The sequence below is a fragment of the Edwardsiella anguillarum ET080813 genome (genome assembly GCF_000264765.2).
In the GTDB taxonomy this organism is placed as follows: domain Bacteria; phylum Pseudomonadota; class Gammaproteobacteria; order Enterobacterales; family Enterobacteriaceae; genus Edwardsiella; species Edwardsiella anguillarum.
Genome location: NZ_CP006664.1, coordinates 1,547,249 through 1,567,738 on the forward strand (window position 1 = coordinate 1,547,249; position 20,490 = coordinate 1,567,738).

Sequence of the window (20,490 nt, forward strand, 5' to 3'; positions counted from 1 at the left end):
CAGCGCGCCGCGATTGCTCGGGTAAAAATACGCCGGGATGGTGCTGATAAACAAGGAAATGCCATAGAAAACCCCATCAGCTTATAAAATATTTTTAGCAGCATAATTCTTATAACTTTATGAAATACTAAGAGTAGTCTTAACTTCCCGCCCGCTTTTGCCGCCGACAAATCAAAAAAACGTCATATTTTACTTTTCCCCACCCAGTCTTCTCGCCGATAATGCGCCGCGTTCATGTCCACAAACTGGCGTAACGCATATGCTACATCTCTTTGCAGGGCTAGATTTCCATACTGGCCTAATGTTAGTCCTCGCGCTGCTCTTTGTGCTGTTCTACGAAGCCATCAACGGCTTCCACGATACGGCCAACGCGGTCGCAACCGTGATTTACACCCGTGCCCTGCGCTCGCAGATCGCCGTGGTAATGTCCGGTATTTTTAACTTCCTCGGCGTCATGCTGGGCGGCCTGAGCGTGGCCTATGCCATCGTTCACCTGCTGCCGACCGACCTGCTGCTGAACGTGGGCTCCGCCCATGGACTGGCCATGATGTTCTCCCTGCTGCTGGCGGCGATCATCTGGAACCTGGGAACCTGGTATTTCGGCCTGCCGGCCTCCAGCTCCCACACCCTGATCGGGGCCATCATCGGCATCGCGCTGACCAACGCGCTCATGACCCATACCTCCGTGGTGGATGCGCTGAACATCCCGAAGATGATTGAGATCTTCCTCTCGCTGATCATCTCGCCGATCGTCGGCCTGCTGCTGGCCGGTCTGATCGTCTGGATGCTGCGCCGCTACTGGAGCGGAACCAAAAAACGTCGCCGTATTCATATGACGCCGGCCGAGCGTGAAAAGATCGATGGCAAACGCAAGCCGCCGTTCTGGACCCGTATCGCCCTGATCGTATCGGCTATCGGCGTCAGCTTTTCCCATGGTGCGAACGATGGACAGAAAGGGATCGGTCTGCTGATGCTGGTGCTAATCGGCGTCGCCCCGGCCGGTTTCGTGATGAACATGGACGCGACGGGGTACGATATTGCCCGCACGCGCGATGCCATTACCCACCTGGACCAGTACTATCGTCAGCATCAAGCTGAGCTGAGCCACGTCATCAGCGCGGAGCCGGAAGTCCCGGCCAGCGAAGAGGCCAACGGCAGCAAGATCTTCCACTGCGACCCCGCCCGGGCCCAGGTCGCCATCGCCAGCGCGCAGGGTATGCTGACCGATCTGCAAAGCTACGATCAGCTGAGCGTCGATCAGCGCAGCCATATGCGCCGCCTGCTGATGTGCGTCGCCGACACGGCCGGTAAGGTAGCCAAGCTGCCGGAAACCAACGAAACCAATAAGCGCTTCCTGACCGATCTGCGCAAAGATCTGCTGGCAACGGTGGAATATGCTCCGATGTGGATCATCGTCGCCGTTGCCCTCGCCCTGTCGCTGGGCACCATGGTCGGCTGGCGTCGCGTCGCCACCACCATCGGCGAAAAGATCGGGAAGAAAGGGATGACCTACGCGCAGGGGGTCTCCGCGCAAATGACCGCCGCGGTCTCCATCGGCGTGGCCAGCTACACCGGGATGCCGGTCTCCACCACCCATGTACTCTCCTCTGCGGTCACCGGCACCATGCTGGTCGACGGCGGCGGCGTACAGGGCAAAACGGTGAAGAACATCCTGCTGGCCTGGGTGCTGACGCTGCCCATGGCGATCATCATCTCCAGCCTGCTGTACTGGCTGGCGCTCACCTTCGTGGTCTAACGGCCCGCTAAGCGATAAAAAAGCCCGCGAATGCGGGCTTTTTTTGGCCGATAGGCGCTGGGCCGCATGCGTCCGCGCCTTACACCACGCCATGCAGCAGAATAACCCCAATGCACAGCGGCGCGGCGTAGCGCCAGGTAAAGCGCAGGGCGTGACGCCAGTGCGCCGGCAACGTCTCCGGCAGCAGCGCCTCCAGGCGCGACGACCAGCCAAACAGCAGACAGATCGCGATGGCGAACAGCGGCATCATCAGGTTAGAAGTCAGAAAGTCCAGCCAATCGAACAGAGTACGCCCACCCAGAGTGTAGCGCGCCAGCGGCCCAAACGAGAGGGTCACCGGGATCCCCGCCGTCATGATGCCAGCGCTGACCAGCAGGGTGGCGTTACGCCGCGACCACCCCCAGCGTCCACAGGCAAATGCCACGATATGCTCCAGCAGGGAGATCGACGAGGAGAGCGCCGCCAGCAGCAGCAGCACAAAGAACGCCAGTGCCCACAGGCTGCCAAACGGCAGATGGGAAAAGAACACCGGCATCGTCATAAAGGTCAACCCCGGCCCGGCGCTGGGGTCCAGCCCGGCCGCGCTCAGCGCGGGAAAAATCATCAGCCCGGCCAACACGCACACCAGGCAAGAGAGCGCCACCACCCACAGACTGGAGCGGGCCACGCCGCGGCTGTCCGGCAGATAGGCGCCATAGGTGGTGTGGATCCCCAGCCCCACCGACAGGGAGAAAAAGGCCAGGCCCAGCGCATCCAGCACGCTTTTCCCGCTCAGATGGCTAAAGTCGGGCTGCAGGAACATCCGCAGGCCGGCACCGGCGCCCGGCAGCGTCACGCCGATCGCGATCAGCGCCACCATGATCAGCAGCAGCAGTGGCATCATGACCTTCACCGCCTTCTCGACGCCGCGCTGTACGCCGCCCAGCACCACATAGCCGGTCAGGGCGGCAAACAGCAGGTGGGTCAATACCGGCCAGTAGGGATCGCTGATGTAGCGGCTAAACAGCGCCTGGAGCGCAGACGCATCGCCGCTCTGCAAGCGGCCGGCGCCGGCCAGCAGCGTATAGCCGACGGTCCAGCCACCGACCACGCTGTAAAAGCTATAGATACATCCGCTGGTCACGATACCCAGGATACCCACCCATCCCCAGCGGCGGCCGCACATCTGACTGAACGCCTTCACCACACTCTGGCGGCTATGGCTGCCCAGCAGCGTTTCTGCCATGAACACCGCCAGCCCCAGAGTAAAGCTAAACAGCAGAAACAGCAGCAGAAACGCTCCGCCGCCGTTGGTGGCCGTCACATAGGGAAATTTCCAGATGGCGCCGATACCGATCGCCGATCCTGCGGCGGCCAGGATGTGCCCCACCCGCGATGACCACTGGGGACCGCGGGCGGCCGTCTGGCCACTGGCTAACATTTGACTCATAACATCGCTCCGGTTGAATTACGGATCGCCGGAGTTCGTCTTGAGGGTATCTGCAACAAGGCCGCCATCCGGCGGCCCTGAAAGAATGAATGGTGTGCGCAGGCCGCCCTAGGTGCTAAGGAGAAGAAGTAGGTTTAGCAGGCGACGCTGGGTTGACATGGTCATCGAATCCATCATGAAAAGTTCCTCTCCACCCTATAACAATCCCAGGCATTAGGCAACGCCCGTTTCCCCTCAGTGCCAGAGCGTCAGCGCAATCAACGCGACCACCACCAGCCCGCACAGGGCGCTGGTCAGCATAAACTGACGGCGCAGACGCTCGCAGCGGCGGATAAACTCCCCGTCATGGTGATCGCAGTAACGGCGCTCATAGATATAGCGCACCAGGCGCAGCTGTTTGCTGGGTTGGCCGTGGCTGGTAAAGAAGCCGCCGCCGTCCACGTACTGGTACAGCAGCGGATCGCAGCCGCGCAGCACCACCAGCAGGGCGCGCAGGGAAGAGTAATAACGCAGCATGTTGACCACGCACACAATAAACAACGCCCAAAATAACGCGACGGTATTAATCATGGTTTCCCCTCCCGGCATCCTCACGGCGTAACCTCCCTGCCGTGGACGCCCTATCCAGACAGACAACGCCGGCACAGCTGACTCGCCCCGGCCCACGGTGTTGTTATGAAGAGACGGCGAGCCCCGGCGTGCGGGGTCTCCAATTCTTAGTGTAGGAAATCTGGCGGCAACCCGTACAGAGATCACAAAAATTATTTATATATCGCGTGGCACGCCGGAGTTCTCTACGCTATAGGTTATAGATTTCATTATATATTCGCGAAATCAGCCACAAAAATAGCACCATAGGCATGGGGATTCCGGGGATAAATCAACTTTTCCACGTAATAGGGAAACAGTGCTTGATTTACCCTGCGGCTATCCTTATAAAAAATGGGTTAATTATATTACCTGGCACGCTCCTGCAGTCACGGGGCGCCGTTTACAACTGACTCCGGTCACGGTCTTCTCCGGGATGGTCATACAAAAAACTACCCTGTGAGCCGCACGACACATCTCGCTGTCCGGACAGTGCTAATATACAGGCATCGCCAGCGCACCCACCGGGGCGGACGAAACCTGTCATCACCGTTAATCGGCTTTAGGAAGGAGCTATCTTATGGCTTATAAACACATCCTGGTTGCTGTAGACCTTTCCCCGGAAAGTAACATACTGGTCGAAAAAGCCGTATCCATGGCACGCCCCTACGATGCCAAGGTTTCGCTGATCCACGTAGACGTCAACTATTCCGATCTGTATACCGGCCTGATCGACGTTAACCTGGGCGATATGCAAAAACGCATCTCCGATGAAACGCACCATGCGCTGACCGAACTGTCGCAAAACGCAGGCTATCCGATTACCGAAACCCTGAGCGGCAGCGGCGATCTTGGTCAGGTGCTGGTGGATGCCATCAAGAAATACGATATGGACTTAGTCCTGTGCGGCCACCATCAGGACTTCTGGAGCAAGCTGATGTCCTCCGCCCGCCAGCTGATTAATACCGTTCATATCGACATGCTGATCGTTCCGCTGAAGGATGAAGAGGACGACTAACGTCACGTCGCTCGTTCCACGCTTTCTTTACCACGCCGGCGCGTCTCTACGCGCCGGCGTTTTTTATTTTGGCCGCAGCGTATCCCCCGCCCATCAGGATAGTGTGATCCGCCAACAAATTCGCGCCATTTCAAAACAATAAACTATAAAATAGCCGTACATACCGCATTTAATGCAGCCCATCTGCTTATAAAATGGCATTCTATTTCACGGTATCGTGGCGTGACAGGCCACGCCGACCCTTTTCACGACATAACAATAATCCGAGATCAACCACAATGAACAACACCGCGCCCGGTTTACTTCACCAACCCAAGCCCTTCTTCATGATCTTCTTCGTTGAGCTGTGGGAGCGCTTCGGTTATTACGGCGTACAGGGCATTCTGGCCGTCTTTTTCGTCAAACAGCTGGGCTTCTCTCAGGAGCAGGCCTTCATCACCTTCGGCGCCTTTGCCGCGCTGGTCTACTGCCTGATCTCTATCGGCGGCTACGTCGGCGACCATCTGCTGGGCACCAAGCGCACCATGGTGCTCGGCGCTATCGTGCTGGCGCTGGGCTACTTTATGACCGGCATGTCGCTGCTGAAGCCAGAGATGATCTTCATCGCCCTGGGTACCATCGCCGTCGGCAATGGCCTGTTCAAGGCGAACCCGGCCAGTCTGCTCTCCAAATGCTACCCGCCGAAGGATCCGCGCCTGGATGGCGCCTTCACTCTGTTTTACATGTCCATCAACATCGGGTCGCTGCTCTCCCTCTCCCTGGCGCCGATCATCGCCGAACGCTTCGGCTATGCGGTGACCTATAACCTGTGCGGCCTGGGATTGATCATCGCCCTGCTGGTCTACTTCGCCTGCCGCGGCATGGTACGCAACATCGGCTCAGCGCCGGATCATCAGCCGCTGAACTATGGCAAGCTGCTGCTGGTGCTGGCCGGGGCCGTCGTAATGATCTTTCTCTGCGCCTGGCTGATGCACAACGTCGGCGTCGCCAACATCGTGCTAATCGCGGTCTCCGCGGTGGTGCTGTACTTCTTCTTCCGCGAAGCCTTTAAGCAGGATAAAACCGAGCGCAATCGGATGTTCGTCGCGTTCATCCTGATGGTCGAAGCCGTCCTGTTCTACATTCTCTATGCGCAGATGCCGACCTCGCTTAACTTCTTCGCCATCAATAATGTCCGTCACGAGCTGCTCGGCTTCGCCATTAACCCGGTCAGCTTCCAAGCGCTCAACCCGTTCTGGGTCGTGGTGGCCAGCCCGATCCTGGCCTCGATCTACACCCGCCTGGGCAGCCGCGGCCGCGACATGACCATGCCGACTAAATTTACTCTGGGAATGCTGCTGTGCTCTCTGGGCTTCCTCACCGCCGCCGCCGCGGGCATGTGGTTTGCTGACGCCCAGGGGTTAACCTCTCCCTGGTTTGTGGTGCTGGTCTACCTGTTCCAGAGCCTCGGGGAGCTGATGATCAGCGCGCTGGGGCTGGCGATGGTCGCCGCGCTGGTGCCACAGTACCTGATGGGCTTTATTCTGGGGATGTGGTTCCTGACCCAGGCCGCCGCCTTCCTGCTCGGCGGCTACGTCGCGACCTTCACCGCGGTGCCGGCGGGGATCCACGATCCGCTGCAGACCCTGCCCATCTATACCGGCGTCTTCGGTAAGATCGGTATCGCCACGCTGATCGTCACGCTGGTGATGGCGGCGATGGTGCCCTGGCTTAACCGGATGATGAACACACCGGCCGATGGCCAAAACGCCTAATTATTCACTTCTCGACAACGCCCTGACAGCACAGGGCGTTGTTCTTTTTTTCTCCCGATAAAACTCCTTGCGCTGCCCGCGTGCTGCGATGCTATAGTCCCAAACAGCCTATTTTTTAGGCTGCCGGCAGGCATCTGCGACACAACGAATGCAATTCTATAATAACAAGGAGTTTTTATGGCTCACCTCGCATCAGTCGATCAATTCATGCAGCGTGTCCAGCTGCGCGACCCCCATCAGCCGGAGTTTGCACAGGCCGTCCGTGAGGTCATGACAACCCTGTGGCCCTTTCTGCAGCAGCATCCCCACTACCGCGACAGCGCTCTGCTGGAGCGGCTGATCGAGCCGGAGAGAGTGATCCAATTTCGCGTCAGCTGGGTGGACGACCGTAACCAGGTGCAGGTAAATCGGGCCTGGCGCGTGCAGTTCAGCTCGGCCATTGGGCCATTCAAGGGCGGAATGCGCTTTCATCCCTCGGTCAATCTGTCGATCCTCAAATTTCTCGGCTTTGAGCAGACCTTTAAAAACGCGCTTACCACGCTGCCGATGGGCGGGGGAAAAGGCGGCAGCGATTTTAACCCCAAAGGGAAAAGCGCCGGTGAGATCATGCGCTTCTGCCAGGCGCTGATGACCGAGCTGTATCGCCATCTCGGCGCCGATACCGACGTGCCGGCGGGAGATATCGGCGTCGGCGGGCGCGAGGTCGGCTATATGGCGGGGATGATGAAAAAGCTCGCCAACAGCACCGCCTGCGTATTTACCGGCAAGGGACTCTCCTTCGGCGGCAGCCTGATGCGCCCAGAGGCCACCGGCTATGGGCTGGTCTATTTTACCGATGCCATGCTCCAGCGCCATGCCATGGGGCTGGAGGGCATGCGCATCGCCGTTTCCGGCTCCGGTAACGTGGCGCAGTACGCCATCGAGAAGGCGATGGCGCTGGGCGCCAGGGTCATTACCGCATCGGACTCCAACGGCTGCGTGGTCGATGAGGCGGGATTTACCCCGGAGAAGCTGGCCCGCCTGTGTGCGATCAAGGCGACCCCGGATGGGCGGATCGCCGATTACGCCCGCGAGTTTGGCCTGCTCTATCAGGAGGGGTGCCAGCCTTGGCACGTGCCGGTCGATATCGCGCTGCCCTGCGCCACCCAGAATGAGCTGGATGCCGACGCCGCGCGCACCCTGATCGCCAACGGCGTGCGCGCCGTGGCCGAGGGAGCCAACATGCCCACCACCATTGAGGCTACCGACCGGTTTTTAGAGGCCGGCGTCCTGTTTGCTCCCGGCAAGGCGGCCAACGCCGGCGGGGTCGCGACCTCAGGGCTGGAAATGGCGCAAAACGCCGCCCGCCTCGGCTGGCGCGCGGAGGAGGTCGATCGCCGTCTGCAGCAGATCATGCTGGATATCCACCAGGCCTGCGTCGACTACAGCGGCGGTCAGAGCGGGCCGGTGCACTACGTGCGCGGCGCTAACATCGCGGGCTTCGTGAAGGTCGCCGACGCCATGCTGGCGCAGGGCGTGCTGTAGCCCACAGCCCTACAGCGGCAGCGACAGGCGGAAGCAGGCGCCCTGTCGCTGCCGCGCGATCAGGGCGATATCTCCGCCGTGCAGCTCCAGCATCCGTTTCACAATCAGCAGCCCCAGCCCGCCGGTGCCGTAACGCGCCCCGCTGGATGACAGCGGCCGCTGGAACAGCGCGCTGCGCAGCCCATCGGGTACGCCGGGGCCGCTGTCGCACAGCTCAACCCACAGCCGCCGCTCCTCCTGCCATAAGCGTACGACGATGCGCCCCTCCTGCGGCGTATGGCGCACGGCGTTATCCAGCAGGTTGGTCAGTACCCGCTCCATCATATGGATATCAGCCGAAATCAGCGGTAGGCCGGTCGCTACGTCGGCGCTCAGCGTCAGGCCGCGGGCCTCGGCCGCCAGCTCAAACTTTTGAAACACATCCTGCAGCAGCTCGCTAAAAGAGAAAGGCTCGCGCTGCGGCTTCACCGCACCGTACTCCAGGCGCGCCAGCTCAAACAGCTGCTGCGCCAGACGCCCGACCTTCTGGCTTTGGGCCAGCGCCGTATCCAGGTAACGCCGTCGATCGGCGGCGCTCAGGGTATCCCGCTTCAGGCTCAGCGTCTCCAGATAGCCATGCAGCGACGTCAGGGGCGTGCGCAGATCGTGAGAGACGGTGGTGATAAACTCGCGCCGCTGGCGATCCTGATCGGTCAGGCGCTGCCACTGCTCGGTGATCCGCCGCGCCATGCGGCCAAACGCCCGCTGCAGCTGGGCGACCTCATCCTCGCCGCGGATCTGCTGCAGCGCGGCCAGCGTCGCAGGCTGTACGGTCTCCAGTCCCTCGTGCTCCAGACGCCCCACCTGACGCATCAGGGCGTGAACCGGGCGGGTGACCCAGCGGTAGACCAGCAGCCAGGCCAGCAGCCCACAGATCAGGATCAGGGCTATCGACCAGCCCGCCATGCGCCAGGCGGAACCGAACCGGACGTCGTCGCTCAGCCGGCTATAGTTCTCTCCCAGCAGCACCACATACAGATAGCCGCGCGTATGGCCGTTCAGCGATAGCGGCGCGGCGCTAAACACTTTACGGGCGTCCGGGCTGCGCGGATCGTCGCCGTACAGCGGCAGCGGTTTTCCCGCCAGAAACGCCGCGATCGGCGCCAGACTGACCTGATGGCGCACGATACGCCCCGGCGGCGCCGCGTCGCCGATGATCCGCCCCTGCTCATCCAGCAGATAGACCTCCACGCTGGGGTTCACCGCCATCAGCTGATCGAACAGGTTTTTTACCGACGCCGGGTTCAGGCCGTCGGCCTGCAGCAGCGGGTTATGCTCGGCGATATGACGCGCCAGGTTCGCGGACAGACGCTGGATCACCTGCTGGCTATACTGCGTATTACTGCGCAGCTGCAGCCAGCCGGTCAGGGCGCTGCACACCAGCAGCAGCAGGGCAAACACCAGCGCCAGACGCTGCGACAGGCTCAGGCGGCTCATGCCGCCCCCCCTGCGTCGGCGAACCTGTATCCGGCGCCCCAGACGGTCAGGATCAGCGCCGGCTCGGCGGGATCGGCCTCGATCTTGGTGCGCAGGCGGTTAATATGGGTATTGACCGTATGCTCGTAGCCGTCGTGCTGGTATCCCCATACCTTGTCCAATAGCTGCAGGCGTGAAAATACCTGCCCGGGGTGACGGGCAAAGAAGTACAGCAGATCGAATTCGCGCGGCGTGAGCTCGATCGGCCGCTCGCCCACCCACACCGCCCGCGCCATGGGGTCGATGGTCAGCGGGCCATAGCTCAGGCGTCCCCCCTCCAGCATCAGGTTGCGGCCCATCGCCTCCTGGCGACGAAACAGCGCCTTTACGCGGGCGACCAGCTCAATCATGGAAAACGGCTTGGCCAGGTAGTCGTCGGCCCCCAGCTCCAGCCCCAGCACCCGGTGAACCTCGCTGGATCGGGCGCTGGTGATGATGATCGGGGTATAGCGGGTCATGGCGCGCACCCGACGGCAGATATCCAGCCCATCCACGCCCGGCAGCATCAGATCGAGGATCAGCGCGTCCCATCCGCCCTGTTCAACCAGCGCCATTCCCCGATCGCCGTCGGCGGCGTGGGTCACCTGGTATCCCTCATCGCACAGATGCAGCGTCAGCAGTTCGGCAATCAGCGTATCATCCTCTACCACCAGAATTCGTTTTCCCGTCATCACCGCTCCCCCATCAACGTTTTTTCCAGTCTACATGGCCTGCCGGGGACGAGTTATCACATTTTGTTTATAACCCCATCCCCCGACGATATGGTGTTTACTTTCAGTCAAAGCAACGGAAAACGCTCCCGCTTGACGGAGGCGCACACCGCGAGTGGGGTGATAGATAGCATTCGCTACCGCAATAATTTTCATGAATCTGAATTGCATTATCGTTTCATCTCACAAATATAAACATTCACCGATCATCGCTCATCCGATGCATACTTTTTGCGTACCACTGAGGTCTGAAATGTTAATTGATTGATAATAAAATGATCCGAATAGCATGATATTTAACATTTTTCGGGTAATAAAATTACGGAGACCGTTAACTCATACCGTTTTTTAACCGTTATTTTTCCATTATTTTACAATAATGGGTATGGATCACGTTTTATCACCCATGAGCAGCAAATCGTTTCCATTCTTCATTACCCTTTCCGTCATGAATTTTCCCGGGCTCTTACAACAACAAAGGTTCAGCCATGAAATTCAAACTCGCCTTGCTCACTACCGCCCTTGCCTCTGCGTGCATGTTTTCAGCCCCGACGTTTGCCGCAGAAAAGGCAGAAAAGCATGACATTGCCGTGGTCGCTAAAGTCACCGGTATTCCGTGGTTCAACCGCATGGAAACAGGGGTAAACCAAGCGGCGCAGCAGCTGGATGTCAACGCCTATCAGACCGGCCCCGCCACGCCTGACCCGGCCCAGCAGGTCAAGGTTATCGAGGATCTGATCGCCAAAAACGTGGATGCCATCATCGTGGTGCCAAACGATGCCAAGGTGTTGGAGCCGGTGCTGAAGAAAGCGCGGGACAAGGGGATCGTGGTACTGACCCATGAGTCACCGGATCAGCAGATCGGCCAGTGGGATATCGAAACCATCGATAGCCAGAAATACGCGCAGGCCAACGTCGACGCGCTGGCCAAGGTGATGGGCGGCAAAGGGGGCTATGCCATCTACGTCGGCTCCCTGACCGTACCGCTGCACAATGCCTGGGCCGACTACGCCGTGAAGTACCAGAAAGAGAAGTATCCAGAGATGTTCGAAGTCACCTCGCGCCTACCGGTGGCCGAAAGCATCGATAAATCCTATGCCACCACCCTGGATCTGATGAAGACCTATCCCCAGCTGAAGGGGATTATCGGCTTTGGCTCCCTAGGCCCCATCGGCGCAGGTCAGGCGGTAGCCAAGAAACGCGCCAAGGATAAAGTGGCCGTCGTCGGGATCGCCATGCCATCCCAGGCGGCGCCTTATCTGATTCGCGGCGATATCAAGCAGGTATTGCTGTGGGATCCGAAAGACGCGGGCTATGCGCTGGTGACCGTGGCCGATCGCCTGCTGCAGGGCCAGGAGGTCAAACCGGACCTGAGCATTGAAGGACTGGGCAAGGCGGATGTAGATACGAAAGATCACGTCATCCGCTTCAATAAAATATTAGAAGTGACCAAAGATAACGCCCAGTCACTCGGTTTCTGATTCCGGCTCACGGCCGCCATCACCAGGGAAACCAACGCCGCCGGCCGCGCGGGCCGGCGCTCAGGAATCTTTTCTCCATCGTTATACGACGACGCCCCTCCGGGGGCGTCCGGCGGAGTATTGCCCATGAACAGCAGCGCATTCATCACGCTTGAAAACATCAGTAAACAGTTTCCCGGCGTGCTGGCTCTGGATCGGGTCAGCCTGACGCTGAATAAAGGCGAGGTACACTGCCTGGCCGGCCAGAACGGCTGTGGCAAAAGTACCATCATCAAAATCATCTCCGGCGTCTATCAGCCGGAAAAGGGAGCCCGCCTCCTGATCGACGGCAAACTGTTCCACCAGCTCACCCCCCCACTCTCCGCCCACTACGGCGTGCAGGTTATCTATCAAGACCTGTCGCTGTTTCCCAACTTCAGCGTGGCGGAAAACATCGCCATTCATCGCTACCAGCCGGGCGGCGATCTGTGGGTCCGCCGCCGCGCCATGCGGCAGCAGGCGCTGGCGGCGATGCAGCGCATCGGCGTGACGCTCGATCCGGACAAGAAGGTGGAAAAGCTGTCGATCGCCGATCGCCAGCTGGTCGCCATCTGCCGCGCCATCGCCGCCGATGCCCGACTGGTGATCATGGATGAGCCCACCGCCTCCCTGACCCGCCAGGAGGTCAACGGTCTGCTGCGCGTAGTCAATGAGCTGAAGAGCACGGGAATTTGCGTGGTCTTCGTCAGCCACCGTCTGGATGAGGTGATGGAGGTGGCCGATCGCATCAGCGTGATGCGCGACGGCAAGCTGGTCGGCACCTGGCCCGCCAGCGAGCTGGACAGCCACGAGCTGGCCTTCCTGATGACCGGCCAGCGCTTCCACTATACGCCGCTGCCGGCCTACGATGCCCCAGCGGCTGCGCCGCGCCTGGCGCTGCGTAACCTCACCCGGCATGGCAAGTACCACGATATCAGCCTGACGCTGCATCAGGGCGAGATCGTCTCCATCGTCGGCCTGCTGGGCGCCGGACGCACGGAGCTGTGCCTGAGCCTGTTCGGCATGACCCGTCCTGACAGCGGCGAGATCCGCATCGACGGCCAGACGGTCACCCTGAACGGCAACCGCGACGCCATCCGCCACGGTATCGGCTACGTGTCGGAGGATCGCCTGACTCAGGGGCTGATTATGGATCAGTCGATCTATGACAACACCATCGTCACCGTCTTCGACCAGCTGCACACCAAGGCCGGGCTGCTCGATCATCACCGTGCCAATGCGCTGGTTCAGCGGCTGATCCGTGAGTTGAATATCAAGGTGGCCGACAGCGCGCTGCCGGTCAAGACGCTCTCCGGCGGCAATGCGCAGCGCATCGCCATCGCCAAGTGGGTCGCGACCCGCCCCCGCATTCTGATCCTCGACTCGCCGACCGTTGGTGTCGATATCGCCAATAAAGAGGGGATCTACCAGATCGCCCGCGATCTGGCGCAGCAGGGCATGGCGGTGCTGATGATCTGCGACGAGATCCCGGAGGCCTATTACAACAGCCACCGTATCCTGGTGATGCGCCGGGGCGCCCTGGTGGCCGAATTTTTACCGCAGCGCTGCTGCGAACAGGATATTGCCGAGGTGGTCAATGCATAACGCCTTCCTTTCCCGCCTGACGGGGCGACACGAAGCCTATCTCGGGCTGCTGGTCATCGCCCTGGCGCTGGGCCTCACGCTGGCGACCGATGAATTCTTCTCGCTGGGCAACCTGACCGACGTTGCCACCAGCTACGCCATTCTCGGGATCCTCGCCTGCGGTCTGTTCGTGGTGCTGATCGCCGGCGGGATCGATATCTCCTTCCCGGCGATGACCGCCATCGCCCAGTACGTGATGGCCAGCTGGATCATCACCCACGGCGGCAGCTTTCCGCTGGCCTTCGTCATGGCCATCGCCGTGGGGCTGCTGCTGGGGCTGTGTAACGGCTTCCTGGTCTACTGGCTGCGGGTGCCGGCGATCATCATTACCATCGCCACCCTGAATCTCTACTATGGGCTGCTGGTCTACCTGACCAAGGGCACCTGGCTATACGGTTTTCCCGACTGGTTTATGGAGGGGGTCAACTACCTCTCCTTTACCGGCACAGACGGCTATGACTATGGCCTAACGTTGCCGCTGCTGTGCCTGGGCGGTACCGTCGCGCTGACCGCCGTGCTGATGAACCACACCCGCCTCGGGCGTCAGATCTATGCCATGGGCGGCAACCGCGACGCCGCCTCCCGCCTGGGCATGAACCTGCTGCGTCTGCACTTCTATGTCTACGGCTATATGGGGATCCTGGCCGGCATTGCGGCGGTGGTACAGGCGCAGATCACCCAGTCGGTGGCGCCTAACTCGCTGCTCGGCTTTGAGCTGACGGTGCTGGCGGCGGTGGTGCTCGGCGGCACCAGCATGGCTGGCGGGCGCGGTACCCTCACCGGTACCCTGCTGGGAGTCATTCTGCTGGCCTTTTTGCAGAACGGTCTGACGCTGCTCGGCGTCTCCTCCTACTGGCATACGGTACTCAGCGGGCTGATCATCCTGATCAGCATCAGCAGCACCGCCTGGAACGAAAAACGCAAACTGGCCAAGGAGCTATAGCATGAACGCCTTTGCGCGCCTGCTGCCTGGCGATCGCATCATTCGCCTGCAGTGCCTGATCATCGTTGTCGTCGCGCTGCTGTTTTCCGCGCTGCTCGGCACCCGCTTCTTCAGCGTAGCCAACTTTCAATCCATCGCCTCCCAGCTGCCGATCCTGGGCATGTTGGCGCTCGGTATGGGCGTGACTATGCTGACCGGCGGCATTAACCTGTCGATCATCGCCGGCGCCAACGCCTGCTCGCTGGTCATGGCCGCCATTATCGTCAGCCATCCCGAGCAGCCGGCCTTCCTGGTGCTGGCGCTGCTGGCGGGTCTACTGGTGGCCGTCGCGATCGGCGCACTCAACGGCGCCCTGATCGCCTGGGTCGGCGTGTCGCCGATCCTGGCGACGCTGGGCACCATGACGCTGCTCACCGGACTCAATATCCTGCTCTCCAACGGCGCGGTGATCGCCGGCTTCCCGCCGCTGATCCAGCAGCTCGGCAGCGCCACCCTGCTGGGGATCCCCCTGGCCATGCTGCTGTTTCTGGCCGTCGCCGCCGCGCTGTGGCTCCTGCTGGAGCACACCACTTTGGGACGCAGCCTGTATCTGATCGGCTCCAACCAGCAGGCGACCCGTTTCAGCGGGGTAGACACCGCCCGCGTACAGATCGCCGTCTATATCATTTCGGCCCTGCTCGGCTGGGCCGCGGCGCTGTTGATGATGGCCAAGTTCAACTCGGCCAAGGCCGGCTACGGGGAGTCCTATCTGCTGGTCACCATTCTGGCCTCGGTGCTCGGCGGGATTAACCCGGACGGCGGATTTGGCCGTATTCTGGGGCTGGTGCTGGCGCTGATCGTGCTGCAGATGCTGGAGAGCGGGCTCAATTTGCTGGGCGTCAGCAGCTATCTGACCATGGCCCTGTGGGGCGGTGTGCTGATCCTGTTTATTGCATTACAGAATCGAACAGCCTGATTTCAGGAGAAAATTCATGGCAAGCTACTTTATTGGCGTAGATGTGGGAACCGGAAGCGCTCGCGCCGGTGTCTTTGACCTCAGCGGGCGCATGGTCGGCCAGGCAACGCGCGAAATCGACCTCTACCGTCCCCAGGCCGACTTTGTCGAACAGTCGTCCGACAACATCTGGCAGGCGGTGTGTAACGCGGTGCGCGACGCCGTGAGCCAGGCCGACATTAACCCAATTCAAATCAAAGGGATGGGATTCGATGCCACCTGTTCGCTGGTGGTGCTGGACAGCGAAGGCAAACCGCTGACCATCAGCCCCTCCGGGCGCAGCGAGCAGAACATCATCGTCTGGATGGATCACCGCGCCATCGCCCAGGCGCAGCGCATCAACACCACCCACCACCGGGTGCTGGACTTCGTCGGCGGTATCATCTCGCCGGAAATGCAGACACCCAAGCTGCTGTGGTTAAAACAGCATATGCCGACCACCTGGGCCAATGCAGGCTACTTCTTTGACCTTCCAGACTTTTTAACCTGGCGCGCCACCCAGGATGACACCCGCTCCCTCTGCTCCACCGTATGCAAGTGGACCTATCTGGGACACGAAAACCGCTGGGATGAGAGCTATTTCCGCGAAATCGGGCTGGAGGATCTGCTGGCGCACGATGCCGCCAAGATCGGCCGTGAAGTCAAAACCATGGGAGAGCCGTTGGGCTATGGCCTAACCGAGCGCGCGGCGCGAGAGATGGGCCTGATCCCCGGCACGGCGGTCAGCGTCTCGATCATCGACGCCCATGCCGGTACGCTGGGAACCCTGGGCGCCAGCGGCGTCAGCGGTGACCTGGCCGACTTCGATCGCCGCATCGCCCTGATCGGCGGCACCTCCACCGGCCATATGGCCATGTCGCCCACCGCGCGCTTTATTGGCGGCGTATGGGGGCCTTACTATTCGGCAATCCTGCCGGGCTACTGGCTGAACGAGGGGGGACAGTCAGCGACCGGCGCCCTGATCGATCACGTCATCCAGTCCCATCCCTGCTACGCCCCGCTGCTGGCGCAGGCCAAGTCCAACGGCCAGACCATCTATGAAGTGCTCAACGCCCTGCTACGCAAAATGGCGGGAGAGCCGGAAAACATCGCGTTCCTGACCCGTGATATCCACGTTCTGCCCTATTTTCACGGTAACCGCTCGCCGCGCGCCGACCCGACCCTGAGCGGCGTCATGAGCGGTCTGAAGCTGTCACGAACCCCGGAGGATCTGGCGCTACAGTATCTGGCGACCATCCAGGCGATCGCGCTGGGTACCCGCCACATCATCGAAACGATGAACCAGAGCGGCTACCGCATCGACACCATCATGGCCAGCGGCGGCGGCACCAAGAACCCGATCTTCGTTCAGGAGCACGCCAACGCCACCGGCTGCGCCATGCTGCTGCCCGTCGAGGGCGAAGCGATGCTGCTGGGCGGCGCCATGATGGGCACCGTCGCGGCCGGCGTCTTTGACACTCTGCCGGAGGCGATGGGTGCCATGAGCCGCATCGGCAAGACCGTAACGCCGCAGACCAACAGCATCAAGCGCTACTATGATCGCAAATACCGGGTGTTCCATGAAATGTATCAGGACCATATGAAGTATCGCCAGCTGATGCAGGAGGCAGAATGACGGCACAATGGCATCAGGCGCAGGCTGCCTGGCAAATCTATAGCGCCGAGCTGACACAGCTGGCGCAGCGGCTGGACGCCGAGCAGTGGCAGCAGCTGCTGGATCGGCTCGACGGCTGTCGTGGCAAGATCGTGGTCAGCGGCGTCGGTACCTCGGGGATCGCCGCACGTAAAGTCGCGCACATGCTGGCCTGCGTGGAGCGCCCGGCCATCTACCTCAGCGCCACCGACGCGGCCCATGGCGACCTTGGCTTTCTGCGCGGCGACGATCTGGTGATCCTCATCTCGCGCGGCGGCAATTCCGACGAACTGACGCGCCTGCTGCCGGCGCTACAGGCAAAGGGGGTTCCCCTGATCGCCGTCACGGAGAATCCGCACTCGGCCATCGCCCGCGCGGCGCAGCTGACGCTGGCGACCGGGGTACAGCGCGAGATAGACCCGCTCAACATGCTGGCCACCACCTCCATCATCTTGGTGTTGGCCCTGTTCGATGCCGCCTGCGCCTGTCTGATGCAGCGCAGCGGCTACGATCGCCAGACGCTGCTGAGCGTGCATCCCGGCGGAGACGTGGGGCTAAGCCTGCGCCGTAGCGCGGACGATCAGGCTATCGGCGCGTAGATATCGAAGCGGTGGCTTTTGGTCAGGGTCGCGTTAGGGGTCGCGACACCGGCCAACGGCGGCGCATAGTCTGGCCGCTTGACCACCACCCGCTTGGTCGCCAAACGGCGCGCCGGCGCCAGCAGGGCGTCGGCGTCGTCATCGGCGCCGACCAGCGCCTGAAACACCCGCATCTCTTTCTTCACCAGCGCACTTTTCTGCCGGTGAGGAAACATCGGATCGAGATAGACCACCTCGGGGCGGGGCGTCAATGTCGCCAACACCTCGATACTGGAGGCGTGCAGCAGGGTCAGGCGCTCGCGCAGCCAGGGGCCGATCTCCGCATCGGCATAGCCGCGCTGGAGACCATCGTCCAACAACGCCGCCACCACGGGATGACGCTCTAACATGCGCACCCGACAGCCCAGCGCAGCCAACACGAAAGCGTCACGCCCCAGACCGGCGGTGGCATCGACCACATCGGGTAGGTAGCCGCCTTTGATGCCAACCGCCTTGGCCACCGCCTCACCGCGCCCGCCGCCAAAGCGGCGACGGTGCGCCAGCGTCCCGCCGACGAAGTCGACGAAAATGGCCCCCAGCTTCGGCTCGTCCAGCTTGCGCAGCTCCAGGCGCTGCGGCGTCAGCACCAGCGCCAGTACAGCGTCGGCGTCATGACACAGCTCCCAGCGCTGCGCCAGCGCGCTCAGCGCCGCCGCATCGGCACCCTCCTCCGCCAGCAGCTGAACCGTCGCCATCAGCCCTTGATCCCGTAATGACGCAGCATGGCATCGATCTGCGGCTCACGCCCACGGAACGCTTTAAACAGGGTCATCGGCTCATCGGAGCCCCCCTGCGATAGCACGTTATCCAAGAAGGCACGCCCGGTATCAACGTTAAAGATCCCCTCCTCCTCAAAGCGGGAGAAAGCGTCCGCCGACAGCAGCTCAGCCCATAGATAGCTGTAGTAGCCGGCCGCATAGCCGCCGGCGAAGATGTGGCTAAACGCGTGCGGGAAACGCCCCCACTCCGGCGACGGCACGACCGCCACCAGCGCCTTGACCTGACGCAGGGTCTCCAGAATCTGCGCGCCCTGCGACGGGTCGAATTCGGTGTGCAGACGGAAATCAAACAGCCCGAACTCCAGCTGGCGCAGAATAAACAGCGCGGACTGATAGTTCTTGGCCGCCAGCATCCGATCCAGCATCGCCTGCGGCAGCGGCTCGCCGCTCTGATAATGCCCGGAGATAAAGGCCAGCGCCTCCGGCTCCCAGCACCAGTTCTCCATAAACTGGCTCGGCAGCTCGACCGCATCCCACGGCACCCCGTTTATCCCGGAAACCCCCGGGGTTTCGATACGGGTCAGCATGTGGTGCAGGCCGTGGCCAAACTCGTGGAACAGCGTGGTCACTTCGCCGTGGGTAAACAGCGCCGGGCTATCGCCCAGTGGACGGTTAAAGTTACAGGTCAGGTAGGCCACCGGCTTCTGCAGGCTGCCGTCGGCGCGGCGCAGACGCCCGGCGCAGTCGTCCATCCAGGCGCCGCCGCGCTTGTGTTCGCGCGCGTACAGATCCAGATAGAAGCTGCCGCACAGCTCACCGTCGCTGCCGTACAGCTCAAAGAAACGCACCTCCGGGTGCCAGACATCCACGTCGTGACGCTCTTTGGCCGTAATACCATAGATGCGATGCACCACCTCAAACAGCCCGCTCAGCACCGTCGGCTCGGGGAAGTAGGGGCGCAGCTCCTCGTCGCTGATGGCGTAGAGATGCTGCTTCTGTTTCTCGCTGTAGTAGGTGATGTCCCAGGGTGCCAGCTCGCTGACGCCATAGTGGCGCAGGGCGAAGGCGCTGAGCTGCTCCAGCTCCGCCGCCCCCTGTTTATGGGCGCGCTGCGCCAGATCGTTGAGGAACCCCAGCACCTGCTGCGGATTTTCAGCCATCTTGGTCGCCAGCGACTTGTCGGCGTAGCTGGCAAAGCCCAGCAGCTGAGCCAGCTCATGGCGCAGCGCCAGCGTCTCGTTCATGATGGCGCCGTTGTCCCATTCACCTGCGTTCGGCCCCTGATCGGAGGCTCGGGTGGTAAAGGCGCGGTACATCTCATAGCGCAGTTCGCGGTTGTCGGCATAGGTCATCACCGGCAGGTAGCTCGGCATATCCAGCGTCAACAGCCACCCCTGCTGGCCACGTGACGATGCCAGCTCATGGGCCGCCGCCAGCGCGCTCTCCGGCAGGCCGGCCAGCGCCGCCTTCTCCGTCATCAGCTTGCTCCAGCCCATGGTCGCATCCAGCACATTGTTGCTGAAGGCGGAGCCCAGCTCGGACAGGCGCATGACGATTTCGCCGTAGCGCTTCTGCGCCTCCGGCGGCAGGCCGATACCGGACAGCTCAAAGTCGCGCAGCGCATTATCCACCGCCCGCTTCTGGGCCTTGTCCAGCGCCATATAGCCCTCTCCCGCCTTCAGCTGGCGGTAGGCCTGATACAGCCCCTGATGCTGGCCGACCCAGGTACCGTACTCTGACAGCAGCGGCAGGCACTGCTCATAGGCCGCCCGCAGCTCCGGGCTGTTTTTTACCGCGTTGAGATGGCTGACCGGCGAAAAAATACGTCCCAAACGATCGTCGGCCTCGGCCAGCGGCTGTATCAGGTTCTCCCAGGTAAAGGGGCCGGGCTGCGCCACCACACGTTCCACCGCGGCACGGCAGTCGGCCAGCGCCGCGCTCACCGCCGGCACCACGTCCTGCGGCGTAATGCGAGAAAAGGGCGGAAGCACAAAGGGAGTCAGCAAAGGGTTGGTCATCAGCAAGTGTCCTATGGTCGGCAGGGCTGACGCAGCAGCCCTGAAATCGGGATATCCGCCGCGTGACGCCGCGGATAAAATAAGGCGTAATGAAGCTAGGATGGGGAC

16 protein-coding genes are annotated in these 20,490 nt (G+C 61.4%); 10 read left to right on the top strand and 6 right to left on the bottom strand.

What is annotated here, in order from left to right:
- The first annotated feature begins 259 nt into the window (after window positions 1-259).
- Window positions 260-1,756 (top strand): inorganic phosphate transporter PitA, encoded by a 1,497-nt coding sequence (gene pitA, locus ETEE_RS06985; RefSeq protein WP_034163977.1) that lies wholly within the window; start codon window positions 260-262, stop codon window positions 1,754-1,756.
- 79 nt (window positions 1,757-1,835) lie between these two features.
- Here the strand turns inward: pitA and ETEE_RS06990 are convergent, their stop codons facing one another.
- Together ETEE_RS06990 and uspB are read right to left on the bottom strand one after the other, a co-directional pair.
- Window positions 1,836-3,185 (bottom strand): sodium-dependent transporter, encoded by a 1,350-nt coding sequence (locus tag ETEE_RS06990; RefSeq protein WP_174434931.1) that lies wholly within the window; start codon window positions 3,183-3,185, stop codon window positions 1,836-1,838.
- A 234-nt stretch (window positions 3,186-3,419) separates the two neighbouring features.
- Window positions 3,420-3,755: a universal stress protein UspB gene (gene uspB, locus ETEE_RS06995; RefSeq protein ID WP_034163979.1), complete on the bottom strand. Its 336-nt coding sequence runs from the start codon at window positions 3,753-3,755 to the stop codon at window positions 3,420-3,422.
- A gap of 598 nt (window positions 3,756-4,353) precedes the next feature.
- On the opposite strand from uspB, the gene uspA reads away from it, so the two are divergent.
- The 3 genes from uspA to gdhA all read left to right on the top strand — a co-directional run bounded on the left by uspA (window position 4,354) and on the right by gdhA (window position 8,069).
- Window positions 4,354-4,791, top strand: a complete 438-nt coding sequence (gene uspA, locus ETEE_RS07000; RefSeq protein WP_012850148.1) for a universal stress protein UspA — start codon at window positions 4,354-4,356, stop codon at window positions 4,789-4,791.
- A 278-nt stretch (window positions 4,792-5,069) separates the two neighbouring features.
- Window positions 5,070-6,545 (top strand): dipeptide/tripeptide permease DtpB, encoded by a 1,476-nt coding sequence (gene dtpB / locus ETEE_RS07005; protein WP_034163980.1) that lies wholly within the window; start codon window positions 5,070-5,072, stop codon window positions 6,543-6,545.
- Window positions 6,546-6,722: 177 nt separating this feature from the next.
- A complete protein-coding gene (gdhA, locus tag ETEE_RS07010; RefSeq protein WP_034163982.1) occupies window positions 6,723-8,069 on the top strand; it encodes an NADP-specific glutamate dehydrogenase in 1,347 nt (448 codons plus the stop codon).
- Between the two features lie 9 nt (window positions 8,070-8,078).
- Here gdhA and ETEE_RS07015 read toward each other — a convergent pair whose 3' ends face one another.
- Both ETEE_RS07015 and ETEE_RS07020 read right to left on the bottom strand, forming a co-directional pair.
- Window positions 8,079-9,545 (bottom strand): sensor histidine kinase, encoded by a 1,467-nt coding sequence (locus ETEE_RS07015; protein ID WP_034163983.1) that lies wholly within the window; start codon window positions 9,543-9,545, stop codon window positions 8,079-8,081.
- Window positions 9,542-10,255, bottom strand: coding sequence for a response regulator transcription factor (locus tag ETEE_RS07020; RefSeq protein WP_034163984.1), 714 nt, complete (start codon window positions 10,253-10,255; stop codon window positions 9,542-9,544). Before ETEE_RS07020 ends, ETEE_RS07015 begins: the two co-directional genes overlap by 4 nt.
- A 527-nt stretch (window positions 10,256-10,782) precedes the next feature.
- Between ETEE_RS07020 and ETEE_RS07025 the strand changes: the two genes are divergently transcribed.
- The 6 genes from ETEE_RS07025 (at window position 10,783) to ETEE_RS07050 (ending at window position 17,606) form a co-directional block, all read left to right on the top strand.
- Window positions 10,783-11,775 (top strand): autoinducer 2 ABC transporter substrate-binding protein, encoded by a 993-nt coding sequence (locus tag ETEE_RS07025; RefSeq protein ID WP_034163985.1) that lies wholly within the window; start codon window positions 10,783-10,785, stop codon window positions 11,773-11,775.
- Window positions 11,776-11,901: 126 nt separating this feature from the next.
- On the top strand, window positions 11,902-13,398 hold the full coding sequence (locus tag ETEE_RS07030; protein WP_034163986.1) for a sugar ABC transporter ATP-binding protein: 1,497 nt from the start codon (window positions 11,902-11,904) through the stop codon (window positions 13,396-13,398).
- A complete protein-coding gene (locus tag ETEE_RS07035) occupies window positions 13,391-14,380 on the top strand; it encodes an ABC transporter permease (protein ID WP_034163987.1) in 990 nt (329 codons plus the stop codon). The genes ETEE_RS07030 and ETEE_RS07035 overlap by 8 nt, the downstream gene beginning before the upstream one ends.
- A gap of 1 nt (window position 14,381) precedes the next feature.
- Entirely contained in the window at window positions 14,382-15,335 is a 954-nt protein-coding gene (locus ETEE_RS07040; RefSeq protein ID WP_034163988.1) for an ABC transporter permease, read from the top strand.
- Between the two features lie 16 nt (window positions 15,336-15,351).
- Window positions 15,352-16,989 carry an FGGY-family carbohydrate kinase gene (locus ETEE_RS07045; RefSeq protein WP_034163989.1) on the top strand — a complete coding sequence of 546 codons (1,638 nt, stop codon included), beginning with the start codon at window positions 15,352-15,354 and terminating at the stop codon, window positions 16,987-16,989.
- Window positions 16,986-17,606: a KpsF/GutQ family sugar-phosphate isomerase gene (locus ETEE_RS07050; protein WP_034163990.1), complete on the top strand. Its 621-nt coding sequence runs from the start codon at window positions 16,986-16,988 to the stop codon at window positions 17,604-17,606. Before ETEE_RS07045 ends, ETEE_RS07050 begins: the two co-directional genes overlap by 4 nt.
- Here ETEE_RS07050 and rsmJ read toward each other — a convergent pair.
- Together rsmJ and prlC are read right to left on the bottom strand one after the other, a co-directional pair.
- Entirely contained in the window at window positions 17,588-18,340 is a 753-nt protein-coding gene (rsmJ, locus tag ETEE_RS07055) for a 16S rRNA (guanine(1516)-N(2))-methyltransferase RsmJ (protein ID WP_034163991.1), read from the bottom strand. The genes ETEE_RS07050 and rsmJ overlap by 19 nt on opposite strands.
- Window positions 18,340-20,382, bottom strand: a complete 2,043-nt coding sequence (gene prlC / locus ETEE_RS07060) for an oligopeptidase A (protein ID WP_034163993.1) — start codon at window positions 20,380-20,382, stop codon at window positions 18,340-18,342. Before prlC ends, rsmJ begins: the two co-directional genes overlap by 1 nt.
- Window positions 20,383-20,490 lie beyond the last annotated feature (108 nt).

Bases quoted from the DNA above. Each gene is read 5' to 3' on its own strand.
- ETEE_RS07020 (WP_034163984.1), bottom strand. From the start codon at position 10,255: ATGACGGGAAAACGAATTCTGGTGGTAGAGGATGATACGCTGATTGCC.
- ETEE_RS07030 (WP_034163986.1), top strand. From the start codon at position 11,902: ATGAACAGCAGCGCATTCATCACGCTTGAAAACATCAGTAAACAGTTT.
- pitA (WP_034163977.1), top strand. From the start codon at position 260: ATGCTACATCTCTTTGCAGGGCTAGATTTCCATACTGGCCTAATGTTA.
- ETEE_RS07045 (WP_034163989.1), top strand. From the start codon at position 15,352: ATGGCAAGCTACTTTATTGGCGTAGATGTGGGAACCGGAAGCGCTCGC.
- prlC (WP_034163993.1), bottom strand. From the start codon at position 20,382: ATGACCAACCCTTTGCTGACTCCCTTTGTGCTTCCGCCCTTTTCTCGC.
- rsmJ (WP_034163991.1), bottom strand. From the start codon at position 18,340: ATGGCGACGGTTCAGCTGCTGGCGGAGGAGGGTGCCGATGCGGCGGCG.
- uspB (WP_034163979.1), bottom strand. From the start codon at position 3,755: ATGATTAATACCGTCGCGTTATTTTGGGCGTTGTTTATTGTGTGCGTG.
- dtpB (WP_034163980.1), top strand. From the start codon at position 5,070: ATGAACAACACCGCGCCCGGTTTACTTCACCAACCCAAGCCCTTCTTC.
- ETEE_RS07025 (WP_034163985.1), top strand. From the start codon at position 10,783: ATGAAATTCAAACTCGCCTTGCTCACTACCGCCCTTGCCTCTGCGTGC.
- gdhA (WP_034163982.1), top strand. From the start codon at position 6,723: ATGGCTCACCTCGCATCAGTCGATCAATTCATGCAGCGTGTCCAGCTG.
- ETEE_RS07050 (WP_034163990.1), top strand. From the start codon at position 16,986: ATGACGGCACAATGGCATCAGGCGCAGGCTGCCTGGCAAATCTATAGC.
- ETEE_RS07015 (WP_034163983.1), bottom strand. From the start codon at position 9,545: ATGAGCCGCCTGAGCCTGTCGCAGCGTCTGGCGCTGGTGTTTGCCCTG.
- ETEE_RS07035 (WP_034163987.1), top strand. From the start codon at position 13,391: ATGCATAACGCCTTCCTTTCCCGCCTGACGGGGCGACACGAAGCCTAT.
- ETEE_RS07040 (WP_034163988.1), top strand. From the start codon at position 14,382: ATGAACGCCTTTGCGCGCCTGCTGCCTGGCGATCGCATCATTCGCCTG.
- uspA (WP_012850148.1), top strand. From the start codon at position 4,354: ATGGCTTATAAACACATCCTGGTTGCTGTAGACCTTTCCCCGGAAAGT.
- ETEE_RS06990 (WP_174434931.1), bottom strand. From the start codon at position 3,185: ATGAGTCAAATGTTAGCCAGTGGCCAGACGGCCGCCCGCGGTCCCCAG.